The following is a 13986-nucleotide window of genomic DNA, read 5'->3' as shown; positions in this document are numbered from 1 at the left end:
CGACCATCTGGTGGACTTGCGGCTATCGCAAACGGTGCGCATGCTACGCAGACGCAGCCGTCGAAAAACATTTCATGGACCGTTACGAGCGCATCCTCACCCTGCACCGATTGCTGAAGTCGGCGCACTATCCGGTCCCTCTGCCTCGTCTGATGGACGAGCTGGAGTGCTCGCGTGCGACGCTGTATCGCGACGTGGCGTTTCTGCGCGATGCGCTGGGCGCGCCGATCGAAAGCGCGGGCGGCGAACATGCCGCGTTCCGCTATGCGGTGGGCGAAGGCGAACGCTTCGAGTTGCCGGGCCTGTGGCTCACCTCCGACGAACTGGCGGCGTTGCTTGCCCTCAACGAACTGATCGGCCGCAGCGGACCGGGCGTGCTTGCCGGTGCGCTCGCACCGTTCAAGGCGCGCATCGAACACCTGCTGTCCGACCAGGGCACCGGCAAGACGCTGCCGATCGAACGCATCCGCGTGATCGCCTGGGGCGAACGCAAGCTCGACCAGCAAGTGTTTCGCGTGGTGGCCGGCTCGGTGCTGGAACGCAAGCAGCTGCGCTTCCGTTATCGCGCGCGCACCACCAATGCCGACAGCCACCGCCGCGTGTCGCCGCAACGCCTCACCCACTATCGCGACAACTGGTACCTCGACGTATGGGACCACGATCGCGAAGCGCTGCGCAGTTTCGCCGTGGATCGCATCGCCGAGCCGCAATCGCTGGAAGAACCCGCGCGCGACGTGGCCGAGCAGGAACTCAACGACGCGCTCGCCTCCAGCTACGGCATCTTCGCCGGCAAACCCAAGGCCTGGGCCACGCTGCGTTTCTCGCAGCATGCCGCGCGCTGGGTCGCCGACGAGCACTGGCACTCGCAGCAGAAGGGCGAGTGGCTGTCCGATGGCCGCTACGAGTTGCAGGTGCCCTACTCCAATTCCAAGGAACTGCTGATGGACGTGCTCAAGTACGGTCCGGATGCGGAAGTGGTGGCGCCCTTGTCGCTGCGCGAGGAAATGAAGATCCAGCTGCAGTTGGCGCTGGGTGGCTATCAGTGACGGAAGTGAGTAAACAGGAGTAAGCAGCGAGGAAGCGCCCCGAGGCACTCGCCCACCTGCCGATACTCTCCACTCACTTCTTGTCGTTTGAGCCATGAGCGCCACTGATATCGCCGATCCCTCGACGCTTCCCGCCGAAGCCGTCGTCACCAAGAAACCGACCGTCGCACTCGCACTTGGTTCCGGAGGCGCAAAGGGTCTGGCGCACATCGGCGCCATCCAGGAGATCGAGGCGCAGGGCTACGAGATCGTGGCCATTGCGGGCACCTCGATGGGCGCGCTGATCGGCGGCATCTATGCGACCGGCAAATTGGACGTCTATAGCGACTGGGTCTGCTCGCTGGCCAAGATCGACGTGCTCAAGCTGGTCGACTGGACCTTTTCCGGCGGCGGCCTGATCAAGGGCGAGCGCATCATCGAGACCATGCGCGGCCTGATCGGCGACGCGGCCATCGAAGACTTGCCCATCGCGTTCACCGCCGTGGCGACGGACCTGGACCGCGAGCGCGAAGTCTGGCTCACGCGCGGCCCGCTGTTCGATGCGATTCGCGCATCCATCGCCATTCCCAGCATTTTCCGCCCGCACACGCTGTCGGAGCGACGCCTGATCGACGGCGGCCTGCTCAACCCCGTGCCGGTGACGCCGCTGATCCGCGAGCCGGCGGACTATCTGTTCGCCGTGAGCATGGACGGCCCGCCCGATGCGGGCACGCCGGACGAAGTGCGGGCCACGCCCACCGAAGGCAGCGAAGGCCATCGCTCGCGGATCGGCGATTTCATCAGCAAGCTGGTGCCGCACGGCGCCGACAAGCCGCGCGAACCGGGCATGCTGGAACTGCTGATGCAATCGATGGACCTGATGCAGGCCAACCTGTCGCGCCTGCGTCTGGCCGCCTACGAGCCCGACCTGTTGATCCGCATGCCGCGCAACGTCGCCACTGTGTACGAGTTCTATCGCGCGGGCGAATTGATCGAGATGGGTCGCAAGCAGGCACGCCTGGCGCTGGCCAACTGGCAACCGACGCGTGCCGGCGTATACGCCACACGTCCCTGATGCATCAGGGTTGGCCGTGGGCCTTTAGCAGCGCATCCAGATAACCCTTCAATGCCACCGCGTTGTTGTGCTCTTCATCGCGCGCGCCGAACAGCAGGGTCACCCGATGGCGCGACGCCTGCGTCAGCAGCGGCCGCCAATGCTCGGCGGCGGCATCGAGTTCGGACGCGTAGCGATGGCGGAAACCTTCCCAGCGTGCGGGATCGTGGCCGAACCATTTGCGCAGGGCGGTGGAAGGCGCCAGCTCCTTGCTCCACGCGTCGAGCGCGGCATCTTCCTTCTTCATGCCGCGTGGCCATACGCGATCCACCAGGACGCGATAACCGTCGCTCCTGGCGGGCGATTCGTAGATGCGCTTGACGGCAATGCTCATGGACGGGCGGCCTCCCGAAGCACGAATGATCAGCATACGCTGATGAAGGGCGCGTTGAAGCCAAGTCCTTGTGGCAAGCCTTTTGTGGGAGCGTACTTGTGCGCGACAGCACCCCGTCGAATGGTCACGGCTTTCTGCGAGGTTTGTCGCGCACAAGCGCGCTCCCACAGAAAGCCAGGCTTCCGACGTGTGGATCAGATCTCTTCGACCTGGGTCACCTTGCCGCGACGCATCAGCCACGCCACGCCGCGCAGGTCGGCGATGCCTACCCACAGGCGATCGAGCATGCCGTACTTGGAGGTGCCCGCCGTGCGCGGACGATGACCCACCGGCACGCTGGTGCTCTGGAAGCCCGCGCGCTTGACCAGCGCCGGCAGATAGCGGTGCATGTGGTCGAAATAGGGCAGGCGCATGAACACCTCGCGGTCGAACAGCTTCAGGCCGCAACCGGTGTCGGGCGTGGAATCCCTGAGCATGCGCGAACGCACCGCATTGGCGATCTTGGAAGAAATGCGCTTGTTGAAGCTGTCCCGGCGCGTGGTGCGCCAGCCGGCGAACAAGCGCACATCGGGACCGCTCTGGTCGCGCTGGGCGAGCAGCTTGGGAATGTCGGCCGGATCGTTCTGGCCATCGCCGTCCAGCGTGGCGATCCACGGCGAGCGCGCCGCGCGCACGCCGTTCCACACCGCCGTGCTCTGGCCGCTGCGGGTCAGGTGGCGCACGATGCGCAGCTCCGGGTACTTCGCCTTCTCCGCCGCCAGCACGGCCACGCTGTCATCGCTGGAGTCGTCGTCCACGTAGATGACTTCGAAATCCGCCTTGCCACGCAGGGCGGCGGCGATTTCGGCGAGCAGCGGCGGGATGTTGTCGCGCTCGTTGAACACCGGCACGACGACGGACAGTTGTGGCATGGGGAAGACCTTGGTTTTTAGCAGGGGGCGCATGGCGCCAGCGCGCCATTCTAAAGGGTGGAAGGCTTGTCGTCAGGGCCAGCGGGTGGCTGGTTCCCGGCGGACAGCGACAGGATGGCGTTACTGCGCTGCCTGCGCGGCGAAATACCTGGCCGGCGGCTGCCCGAAGCTGCGTCGAAACATCGCCACGAATGCGCTCACGCTGGCATAGCCCAGCGCATCCGCCACCGCGGAGACGGGCTCGCCATCGGCCAGGCGTTCCAGCCCATGCGTGAGCCGCGCCAACTGCCGCCACTGCGCAAAACTCAACGCCGTTTCGCCGCGGAACAGCCGGCTCAGGCTGCGCGGCGAAAGGCCGGCCCAGGCGGCCCACTCATCGAGGCCGCGGTTGTCGTTGGGGTTCTCCAGCAGCGCCACCGCAATACGCAGCGCGCGCCGGTCCACCGGCATCGGCAGATGCAGCGGTTCGCGCCGGGCGCGGCAGATTTCGTCCAGCAGCACCGTGGTCAGCCGCTCCTGGCTTTCGTCCAGCTGGGGCTCTCCGATCCACGAACTGGCGCGGCGTACCAGTGCGCGCATCAGTTCGGTGACGCCGATGACGCAGGGCTCGATGGGCAGGCAGCCGCATTCGGGGGGCGTGACGAACACGCCCCAGCCGGTCATGGGGCCGCTGAGCGTGACGGTGTGCTGCACGCCCGGCGGCATCCAGCCGGCCCGGTGCGGCGGCAGCAACCACGAGCCCTGGGCCGTGCGCACATGCACCAGGCCGCTTTCCACGCAGTACAACTGCCCGCGCGCGTGCGAGTGCCAGCCGTATTCGCGCGTGCTTTCGGTGTACTCGCTGGCGACTTCGCCTTCCGTCCAGTAGGCGATCACCGGGGGCCCATCGAGGCGTTCGATCAGGGCGTGGAAGGCTTGCTCGTCTGTATGGGAGACATGTCCCATGGCCGGTTCTCGATAAAGTTTGACCAAATAACGCTAACAGTATTTCACCCTTCTGCCCAATCATGCTGACCCGATCCCCACCGCTGCCGCCGCTCGCGGTCCCCTGAACGTGCCGTCGGTCGCGGTTTGATGGTGCGTGCACAGGCGCCGGCTTGATCCGGCGCCGTCACGCCCGCACCCCGACGCTCGTCCTGTTTGAAGCCAGTGGCGTCGACATCCGGCGTCGAAGGGAGCTGATCCATGTCGATGACTGCCGTACGCATGCCCACCGCCGAGAGCGCGCCGCTCGAAGCGTTCGTGGCCTGCGCCCACCAGATGCTGGACCCCAACACGCCGGAGGCGGCCCGCCGCGCGCTGGAACCCCGGCTGGTCGCCTTGCTGCCGACGCTGCGCGCGCTGGGCGTGTTCGAACTGTTCGAAGTACGTCATCCGGCGCTGCGGGAGTGGCTGCAGGACGAGATGCAGGAGGGTGCTCATTGAGGGGATTGCAAAATTTGTCCGGGCAAAGCCTATTCAGAACATATTTGCCTTGACAAATATATTTCCGGCAATAGAATTGCCTTCCCATGAGCCCCTCAACCCCCCTTTCCGTCCAGAAAGACAGCATCGGCGTCCTGATCGGACTGGTTCGCAGCGAACTGGTCCGCAAGATGGAAGCCGAATTGCAGGCCTCCGGTGTGGAACTGCGCTTCACCCAGTTCCTGATCCTCAAGCGGCTCGCCCTGGTCGGCCCGATGTCGGCCAGCGAACTGGCCCGCTCGGTGGAGCTCGACGGCGGTGCCATGACGCGCCAGCTCGACCAGCTCGAAGGCAAGGGACTGCTGCGCCGCCACCCCCATGAGCAGGATCGCCGCGCGCTGCGCATCGAACTGACGCCGGCAGGCGACGCGATGTGGCGGCAGATGACGCCCTGCAACGACCGCGTACTGGAAGCCGCGCAAAAAGCGCTGGACCCCACCGAACGCGAACAACTGCGCGATTACCTGGAGCGTGTGCTGCACGCGCTCCGCGACAAGAACTGACCCGTTTCACTTTCCTGGAATCAAGCCCATGCGTCTGCAACTCCTTGCGGCAGCCACCGGCCTTACTTTCGCGCTGGCGGGATGCGTCAGCAGCGGTGGCCTGCATCCGGAAGGCACGCTGACCGATGCCTCGTCACTGAAGGCCGATCGCAGCCTGTCCGGCGCCACGCTCTCCCCCGCCGCCTGGCCGTCCAATGACTGGTGGACCGGCCTGGGCGATCCTCAGCTGAGCGCGTTGATCGCCGAAGCATTGAAGGACAACCCCAGCCTCAGCGTCGCCGACGCACGCTCCCGCCAGGCGCAGGCGCAAGCCGGTGCGGCCGATGCCGAGCGCGGCCCCAGCGTGACGGCTGGCGCCAACGTGATCGGCCAGCGCCTGCCGCTCACCGCCGCGCCGCCGGATCTGGGCGGCGGCAAGTTCACCTGGTTCAAGGACGCCCGCGCCAGCCTCAGCTGGGACCTGGACCTGTGGGGCGGCAAGCGCGCCGCCTGGGAAGCGGCCGTCGGCCAGCAGCATGCGGCCGAGATCGAGCAGCAGGCCGCACGCATCGAGCTTTCCACCAACGTGGCGCGCGCCTATGTGCAGCTTTCCTATGCGTACGCGCAGCAGGATGTGGCGAAGGCCGAGCATGATCGCGCCGCCACCGCGCGTCAGCTCACCCAGCAGCGCGTCTCGGCCGGTCTCGACAACCAGCTGCAGCTCAAGCAGAGCGACACCGAAGTGGCCAACGCCGACCAGCAACTGGCTGCCACCAACCGCGCCATCGATGCGGCGCGTTCGTCGTTGTCGGTATTGCTGGGCAAGGGTCCGGATCGCGGCCTCGACATCGGCCGTCCGCAGGCGCTCAATCCCGGCGCGCTGACCGTGCCGGCCGATGTGCCGACCGAACTGATCGGCCACCGCGCCGACCTGGTCGCCGCACGCTGGCGCGTGGAATCGGCGGGCAAGGAAATCAAGGTCGCCAAGACGCAGTTCATGCCCAACGTCAGCCTCAGCGCGATGGCCGGCGTGGCCGCGTTCGGCAGCATCAATCCGCTGCAGTTGCCGGCGCGCTTCTACACCTTTGGTCCGTCGCTGAGCTTGCCGATCTTCGACGGCGGCCGACTGCGTTCCAATCTGTCCGCGAAGGACGCGCAGTACGACGAAGCCGTGGCCCAGTACAACCAGACGCTGGTGCGCGCGGTGAACGAAGTGGCCGACGATTACGACGCCGTGCAGTCGGCGCAGGAACAGGTCGCCGCCCAGCAGCGTGCCGTCGATGCGGCTTCGCAGGCCTGGCAGCTCTCCGAGCAGCGTTACAAGGCCGGCGTGGGCAGCTATCTCGAATCGCTGATCGTGCGCCAGCAATTGCTGGGTGCGCAGGAGCGTCTCGCCGCGCTGCAGTCGCAGCAGGTCGACTTCTCCGTGCAACTCATCCAGGCCCTCGGCGGCGGTTTCCGTCCGCAGGCGGCCGCGGCCGATGTGGCCGTCCAAAACTCTTCTGATCATTCGCTCTAAGGGCTATCCCCATGTCTAGCCAGAATCCGCTTGCGGCCGAGACCGCCGCAGTGCAACCCCCCAAGAGCCGTCGCGGTTTCCTGCTGAAGACGCTCGTCGCCGTGCTGGTGATCGCCGCCATCGGCTGGGGCCTGTGGTACTTCTTCGACGGTCGCTGGTATGAAGATACCGACGACGCCTACGTCAACGGCAACATCGTGCAGATCACCCCGCAGGTGTCGGGCACGGTGATCACCATCGGCGCCGACGACGGCGACCTGGTGCACGCGGGCGACGTGCTGGTGAAGCTCGACCCGGCCGATGCCGACGTCGCGCTGCAGCAGGCGCGTGCCAATCTCGCCAACACCGTGCGCAAGGTGCGCGGCCTCTACAGCAACGTGAGTGGCGCGCAGGCCGAAGTGGCAGTGCGCAAGGTGGCGGTGGACAAGGCCCAGGCCGACTACAGCCGCCGTCGCGACCTGGCCAAGTCGGGCGCCATCTCGGCCGAAGAGCTGTCGCACGCACTCGATGCACTGACCACCGCGCAGAGCGCCTTGACCACCGCGCAGCAGCAGTTCCAGACCAACAAGGTGCTGGTGGACGATACCGTCGTCGCCTCGCATCCGGACGTCCAGGTCGCCGCTGCCCATCTGCGTGCCGCCTATCTCGACGACGTGCGCACGGCGCTGGTCGCGCCGGTGGACGGCTATATCGCCAAGCGTTCGGTGCAGCTGGGCCAGCGCGTGGCACCGGGCGCGCCGTTGATGGCGGTGGTGCCGTTGCATGGCGTGTGGGTCGACGCCAACTTTAAGGAAACGCAGCTCAACAACATGCGCATCGGCCAGCCGGTGGAAATCCGCGCCGACGTGTACGGCGGTTCGGTGAGCTACCAGGGCAAGGTCGAGAGCCTGGGCGTGGGCACCGGCAGCGCGTTCTCGCTGCTGCCGGCGCAGAACGCCACCGGCAACTGGATCAAGATCGTGCAGCGCGTGCCGGTGCGTGTGTTCTTCAACGACCCCAAGCAGCTGGAAGCGCATCCGCTGCGCATCGGCCTGTCGACCAAGGTCTCGGTGAACCTGCACGACACCAGCGGCCCGCTGCTGGCCAAGCAGTCGCCGTCGCAACCGGCGTTCAACACCGATGTGTACAAGACGCAGCTGGCCAAGGCCGACGGCATGATCGCGGACATCATTCACGCGAACATGGCGGGTGAGAGTCAGAAGCAGTAATTCGGAGTGCGTGGAAGCCTACGCGTCTCCACGTCTTCCTCAGTACTACACCGTCATTCCGGCGCAGGCCGGAATCCAGTAGCGACACGGCATGAAGACTACGGCACGTGTCAGCCCTGACGTCACTGGATTCCGGCCTGCGCCGGAATGACGAGCAAAAAAAGCAGCGGCCGCTCCGCATCCGCGCAGAGCGCTGAAACTTTCTACCGCAGGTCACCCGTGCGATGAACCAAGAATTCCGTCCACCCAACCTGGCGCTGACCACCGTCGGCCTCTCGTTGGCGACCTTCATGCAGGTGCTGGACACCACCATCGCGAACGTGTCGTTGCCGACCATCGCCGGCAACCTCGGCGTGAGCGTGAACCAGAGCACCTGGGTCATCACCTCCTTCGCGGTGAGCATGGCCATCTCGTTGCCGCTCACCGGCTTCCTCACCCGCCGTTTCGGCGAAGTGCGGATGTTCATTCTTTCAACGCTGCTGTTCTCGATCGCCTCATTCCTGTGCGGCATCGCGCAGAGCATGCCGATGCTGATCCTCTTTCGCGCGATCCAGGGCGCGGTGGCGGGACCGATGTATCCGGTCACGCAGAGCCTGCTGATCTCCATCTATCCACCCGCCAAACGCGGCATGGCGTTGGCGCTCTTGGCGATGGTGACGGTGGTGGCGCCCATCGCCGGCCCGATCCTGGGTGGCTGGATCACCGACAACTACTCGTGGCCATGGATCTTCTTCATCAACGTCCCCATCGGCATCTTTGCCAGCATGGTGGTCGCCAACCAGATGAAGGGCCGCAAGGACGTGATCATGCGTCCGAAGATGGACTACGTGGGCCTGATCACGCTGATCGTCGGCGTTGGCGCGCTGCAGATCGTGCTGGACAAGGGCAACGACGAGGACTGGTTCAACTCGCAGTTCATCGTGATCACGGCGATCGTGTCGGCCATCGCGCTGGCGGTCTTCCTGATCTGGGAACTGACCGACAAGGAACCTATCGTCAACCTGCGCCTGCTGCGCCATCACAACTTCCGCATCGGCACGATCGCGCTGGTGCTGGCGTATGCCGCGTTCTTCGCCATTGGCCTGCTGGTGCCGCAGTGGTTGCAGCGGAACATGGGCTACACCTCGACCTGGGCGGGTTTTGCGGCGGCGCCGTTGGGCATCCTGCCGGTGATGCTCACCTTCATCGTGGGCAAATACGCTTCGCGCACCGACATGCGGCTGCTCGCATCCTGTGCGTTCCTGGTGATGGGCGCGACCTGCTTCATGCGCTCGGAATTCTTCCTGCAGATCGATTTCTGGCATGTGGCCGGCGTGCAGTTGTTCCAGGGTCTCGGCGTGGCGTTGTTCTTCATGCCGGTGACGACGATCCTGCTGTCGGATCTGCAGCCGAACGAGATTGCCGCGGGCGGCGGTCTGGCGACGTTCCTGCGTACGCTGGGCGCGAGTTTCTCCGCATCGCTCACCACGTTCCTGTGGGACCACCGTGCGATCGTGCATCACGCGCATCTCACCGAGCACTTCACGCCTTATGACAATTCGGCGCAGACGACGCTGCAGGCGGCGGGTGTGAGCGCGCAGGCGAGCAACGGTTTCCTGGAACAGATGATCACGCAGCAGGCGTTCCAGATCTCGTTCAACGAGGTGTTCCATTTGCTGGGCTGGGTGTTCTTCAGCTTGATCGTGGTGGTGTGGCTGGCGCGGCCGCCGTTCGGGGCGAAGTCGGGGCCAGCAGCGGATCATTGATCCGGATTCGGTACGAAAAAGGCCGCAGCAATGCGGCCTTTTTTGTGCGCAGTGCTGCGCGCCCTCGCTCCCTCTCCCCTCCGGGGAGAGGGTTGGGGTGAGGGGCCAATCTTGCCTTGTCGCTTCCACTGGCTGGCTTTTAGCCATCCAAACAACAACGGCCCCTCAGGGCCGTTGCATGTCTAACGCGGGCCTACCTATCAAGGATTGAACGCAACGCCGACCAGCGCCATCGTTTCGCCCCGGTTGGAGCCCTTGATGCCGGCGTTGGAGACGTGGCGGATCTGGAAGGTCCAGTGGTCGTCGGTCCAGCCGATGGAGTTGACGAATTCGCCGCCGCTGCTCAGGGCCAGCGTGCGGTCGCTCTGGGCGGCGATTTCGGAGGTCCAGAACAGGTGGTGGTACCAGTCGCCGCTGGTGCCGTAGCGCATGCGTACGCCACCGCCGAGCAACCACACGTCGTCGGAGACGGCATTGCCGTACTTGCTCACGTTGCGTCCGTTGATGAAGCCGAGCGAGACCGCCGGCGACCAGGTGTACTGACTATTGCCGAAGGCGTGCTCGCTCCAGATGCCTTCGATCCAGGCGGTGTTGCTCCAGTAACTGTCCGAGTAGCTTCGGCCGCCATTGATCTCGATACGGGGGTCGGCCAGGGTTGTTGCGGAAATGCCCATCAGGGCCAGCGCAACGGCACTGCGCAGGAGGGGAGATTGCATGGGTCTTTCTTCTTTTTGACAGAGTGGGGAGGGGTTTGTGCACCGCCAAGTTTAATAACTTAATGGACCGACCGGTACTGGAAATAGGTCGAATCGAGACAACACTGCGTTGCCTGGGCGGTACGAATGGCCGGCTGCCTTCCCGACCACGCGTTCAGTCTGTCTCAGGGGGCGTGAAGCACACGCGTAAAGCACCGTAAAACTACGGCAAGGAGTGGCGACGGAAGCCGCTTTCGGGTCAGCAGGGGATCGTGCTTGCTACAGCAGGATGCCGTCCACGGGCTGCAGCGGTGGCGGCAGTTCGCGCTCGCCGAGCAGTTCGCCCAGGCCGATCTCGATGGTGCGGCACATGGCGTCCAGGGGCAGGTCGTTGGGCAGGCGGTCGAACGGGTTCTCGATCTGGTCGCCCAGCGCATCGAGTCCGAAGAAGGTATACGACAGCACGCCTACCATCAGCGGCGTCACCCAGCCCACGCTGCCGATCAGGCAGAACGGCAGCAGCAGGCAATACACGTAGACGGTGCGGTGCAGGAGCAGGATGTAGGCGAAGGGAATCGGCGTGCCCTGGAGGCGCTCGCACCCGCCCAGCACATAGGACAGCCGCGTCACCTGTGCGTCGATAGTGGCCAGGAGGATGGGGTCGAGACGGCCCGCCCGCTGCCATTGGGCATAGCCCTGGCCGATCAGGCCGAGCAGGACATTCGGCGGATTGGGACGGCCGGCGAGCGCGGCCGCCTCCTCGGGCGTCAGCCAGCGCGATACCTCGTCGCCGGCTGCCGTACCGCGTAGCTGGTGACGGAGGGCGTGGGCAAAGGCGATCAGCCGATGCACCATGCGCGCCTGCTCCTGCCCGGATACGCCTTCGGGCAGGCTTACCGTCTGCCGCGCCAGGTTGCGCACCACGATCAGCAACTCGCCCCACAGCGTTCGCGCTTCCCACCAGCGCTCGTAGGCGACGGTGTTGCGAAAGCCCAGGAAGATCGCCAGCGTCAGTCCCATCAAGGTGAGCGGCACCGCACCAAGCTCCACGCCGGTGCGCGGCAGGTAGCGTTCCAGCACCACCACCGCCACGGCCAGCAACACCATGGCGGTCACCCGCTTCCAGATCACCGGGATGATCGAGCCGCGCAGGGTGAACAGCATCAACCGGAGCGAGCGATGCGGAGGGTGGATGACCATGGGAAGCACGCGACCTGCGGGGTTGGGAAATTTTACCCCGCGCCACCCGCCCGCTCTCATGGTGTTGACCTTTATTTATTACCCGGGCAATATTCACTCCTTCTTTCTACCCGGGCAAAATCATGTCGGCATCCGATATCGTCTCCTGCGTGGCCTTCGACGGCCATCGCCGCATTGCCGCCGGCACGCTGGCGGAAGTCGCGCTGGCGACCAAACAAGCCGTGGATGCCGGTGTCGACGGGCCGGTGCTGGTGTTCGACGACTTCAACGGCCGCCCGGTGGAGCTGGACCTGCGTGGCACCCCCGGCGACGTGCTCGCCCGTCTTCCCGCCCCTACGCCGAACGACGAATCGGCACCGCGCGGCCCCGGCCGCCCGAAGCTGGGCGTGATCGCGCGTGAGGTCACCTTGTTGCCGCGTCACTGGGATTGGCTGGCCGGCCAGCCGGGCGGCGCATCCGCTACTTTGCGCCGCCTGGTCGAAGAGGCCCGCCGCAGCCATCGCGAACGCGATTCGGTGCGCCTGGCCGGTGAAGCGGTGGATCGTTTCATGAGCGCGATGGCGGGCAATCTCCCTGGTTATGAAGAAGCATCGCGCGCGTTCTGGCGCAACGAGCGCGAGCGTTTCATCCACGTGACGGATGCATGGCCGGCCGATGTGCGCGAGCATGTGCGAGCGCTGGCAGCGCGCGCATGGCAAGCTCCTCACGCCGACTGATCCCCTTCCCCTGGCGGAACGATTCGATGTCCTCTCTTGCCGCACGGCAGCCCCTGCTTACCGAAGGTCCGATCGCCAAGACGCTGCTGATGTTCGCGTTGCCGATCCTGGGCAGCACGGTGCTGCAGTCGCTCAACGGCTCGGTCAACGCGATGTGGATCGGCCACTTCCTGGGCGAGGCCGCGCTCTCGGCGGTAAGCAATGCCAACCTGATCCTGTTCCTGCTGCTGGGCGCGGTATTCGGACTCAGCATGGCCTGCACCATTCTGATCGGCCAGAGCCTGGGCGCGCGCAACATGCTCGAAGCCAAGCGCGTGGTCGGCACGGGCGTGACCTTCTTCGTGTCGGTATCCGTTCTCGTCGCCATCGGCGGCTACTTCGGCACGCCGTGGATGCTGCGCGCGATGAATACGCCGCTGGATGCGCAGGCGTTTGCCGTGCCGTACCTGCGCATCATCTTCATTGCCGTGCCATCGATGTATTTCTACAACTTCCTGATGATGACGCTGCGCGGCGCGGGCGATTCGCGCACGCCGTTCTTCTTCATGGCGTTCTCGGTGGTGATGGATATCGTGCTCAACCCGCTGCTGATCTTTGGCGTGGGACCGTTTCCGCGCATGGGCATTGCCGGTTCGGCCACGTCGACCCTGATCGCGCAGACCATCGCGCTGTTTGCGTTGATCTTCACGCTGTACAGGCGCAAGCATTTCCTGCGGCTGACCCGCCATGAACTGAAATTCCTCAAGCCCGATCCGGAAATCCTGCGTTCGCTGGTCTTCAAGGGGCTGCCGATGGGCCTGCAGATGATCGTGATCTCGACCTCCGCGATCATCATGATCCACATGGTCAACGACTACGGCTCTAAGACCACCGCCGCCTACGGTGCCGCCACGCAGCTGTGGACCTATGTGCAGATGCCGGCCATGGCGATCGGTGCGGCGGTATCGTCGATGGCGGCGCAGAACGTGGGCGCCGGGTTGTGGGATCGCGTAAGCCGCATCACCAAGGTGGGCGTGGTCTACAACTTCCTGTTGAGCGGCATGCTGATCGCGCTGATCTACCTGTTCAACCACGCGGCGCTGGGCCTGTTCCTGCCCAGCGATGCTGAAGCGTTGTCGCTGGCGCAGCATCTCAACAGTATCGCGGTGTGGTCGTTCATGTTCTTCGGCGTCACCTTCGTGTTGTTCGGCGTCGTGCGTTCCACCGGTGCGGTGATACCGCCGCTGGTGATCCTGTTCATTTCGATGTGGCTGTTTCGTCCGCCGTTTGCCCTGTTGCTGGAACCGACGCTGGGCGCCGATTCGATCTGGTGGAGTTTCCCGCTGGGTTCGCTCGCCTCGATGCTGATGGCGATGGGTTACTACAAGTGGGGTGGCTGGCGTCGCGCGCGGATGCTGGCTACACCCATCGAGAAGGCCGGGTTGGACAAGGCCGCCGAAGACGCCACCGTTGCCGGCCAACAGGCGCCGACGACCGGGCAGGGAGTGCCTGCTTCGGCGGATTGACCGACGCGCATGGATGCGCGAACGGTGACCTGGATTTCGCGCGCTGCCACGTGACTGTCACAAGGGCT

The 13986-nt window shown here is 65.1% G+C and carries 14 protein-coding genes; 9 read left to right on the top strand and 5 right to left on the bottom strand.

Going from position 1 to position 13986, the window contains the following annotated elements:
• Positions 1-74: 74 nt before the first annotated feature.
• Positions 75-1046: a helix-turn-helix transcriptional regulator gene (locus ISP20_RS03915; RefSeq protein ID WP_204634762.1), complete on the top strand. Its 972-nt coding sequence runs from the start codon at positions 75-77 to the stop codon at positions 1044-1046.
• 94 nt (positions 1047-1140) lie between these two features.
• On the top strand, positions 1141-2100 hold the full coding sequence (locus ISP20_RS03910) for a patatin-like phospholipase family protein (protein WP_204634761.1): 960 nt from the start codon (positions 1141-1143) through the stop codon (positions 2098-2100).
• A gap of 4 nt (positions 2101-2104) precedes the next feature.
• On the opposite strand, the gene ISP20_RS03905 is transcribed toward ISP20_RS03910, so the two are convergent.
• The 3 genes from ISP20_RS03905 to ISP20_RS03895 all read right to left on the bottom strand — a co-directional run bounded on the left by ISP20_RS03905 (position 2105) and on the right by ISP20_RS03895 (position 4329).
• On the bottom strand, positions 2105-2473 hold the full coding sequence (locus ISP20_RS03905) for a DUF488 domain-containing protein (protein ID WP_204634760.1): 369 nt from the start codon (positions 2471-2473) through the stop codon (positions 2105-2107).
• 194 nt (positions 2474-2667) lie between these two features.
• Complete coding sequence (locus ISP20_RS03900; RefSeq protein WP_204634759.1) at positions 2668-3384, bottom strand: glycosyltransferase; 717 nt, start codon at positions 3382-3384, stop codon at positions 2668-2670.
• A gap of 120 nt (positions 3385-3504) precedes the next feature.
• Positions 3505-4329 carry an AraC family transcriptional regulator gene (locus ISP20_RS03895; protein ID WP_204634758.1) on the bottom strand — a complete coding sequence of 275 codons (825 nt, stop codon included), beginning with the start codon at positions 4327-4329 and terminating at the stop codon, positions 3505-3507.
• A gap of 240 nt (positions 4330-4569) precedes the next feature.
• Between ISP20_RS03895 and ISP20_RS03890 the strand changes: the two genes are divergently transcribed.
• The 5 genes from ISP20_RS03890 to ISP20_RS03870 all read left to right on the top strand — a co-directional run bounded on the left by ISP20_RS03890 (position 4570) and on the right by ISP20_RS03870 (position 9802).
• The gene (locus ISP20_RS03890; protein WP_204634757.1) at positions 4570-4809 is read left to right on the top strand and encodes a hypothetical protein; all 240 of its coding nucleotides are present in this window, start codon (positions 4570-4572) and stop codon (positions 4807-4809) included.
• Between the two features lie 170 nt (positions 4810-4979).
• Complete coding sequence (locus ISP20_RS03885) at positions 4980-5351, top strand: MarR family winged helix-turn-helix transcriptional regulator (protein ID WP_204634930.1); 372 nt, start codon at positions 4980-4982, stop codon at positions 5349-5351.
• 28 nt (positions 5352-5379) lie between these two features.
• A complete protein-coding gene (locus tag ISP20_RS03880) occupies positions 5380-6849 on the top strand; it encodes an efflux transporter outer membrane subunit (RefSeq protein WP_204634756.1) in 1470 nt (489 codons plus the stop codon).
• Between the two features lie 11 nt (positions 6850-6860).
• Complete coding sequence (locus ISP20_RS03875; protein ID WP_204634755.1) at positions 6861-8057, top strand: HlyD/EmrA/EmrK family protein; 1197 nt, start codon at positions 6861-6863, stop codon at positions 8055-8057.
• A gap of 224 nt (positions 8058-8281) precedes the next feature.
• Entirely contained in the window at positions 8282-9802 is a 1521-nt protein-coding gene (locus ISP20_RS03870) for a DHA2 family efflux MFS transporter permease subunit (protein WP_204634754.1), read from the top strand.
• Between the two features lie 200 nt (positions 9803-10002).
• Here ISP20_RS03870 and ISP20_RS03865 read toward each other — a convergent pair whose 3' ends face one another.
• A complete protein-coding gene (locus ISP20_RS03865) occupies positions 10003-10518 on the bottom strand; it encodes a lipid A 3-O-deacylase (RefSeq protein ID WP_204634753.1) in 516 nt (171 codons plus the stop codon).
• A 258-nt stretch (positions 10519-10776) separates the two neighbouring features.
• Positions 10777-11697, bottom strand: a complete 921-nt coding sequence (locus ISP20_RS03860) for a bestrophin family protein (protein ID WP_204634752.1) — start codon at positions 11695-11697, stop codon at positions 10777-10779.
• 122 nt (positions 11698-11819) lie between these two features.
• On the opposite strand from ISP20_RS03860, the gene ISP20_RS03855 reads away from it, so the two are divergent.
• On the top strand, positions 11820-12413 hold the full coding sequence (locus tag ISP20_RS03855) for a DUF2239 family protein (RefSeq protein ID WP_204634751.1): 594 nt from the start codon (positions 11820-11822) through the stop codon (positions 12411-12413).
• Positions 12414-12439: 26 nt separating this feature from the next.
• Positions 12440-13918 carry an MATE family efflux transporter gene (locus ISP20_RS03850; RefSeq protein WP_204634750.1) on the top strand — a complete coding sequence of 493 codons (1479 nt, stop codon included), beginning with the start codon at positions 12440-12442 and terminating at the stop codon, positions 13916-13918.
• Positions 13919-13986 lie beyond the last annotated feature (68 nt).

It is taken from the genome of Dyella kyungheensis, assembly GCF_016905005.1.
Taxonomy (GTDB): Bacteria; Pseudomonadota; Gammaproteobacteria; order Xanthomonadales; family Rhodanobacteraceae; genus Dyella; species Dyella kyungheensis.
Note: the sequence above shows the minus strand (reverse complement) of the source record. Positions and strands in the feature narration are given on the sequence as shown.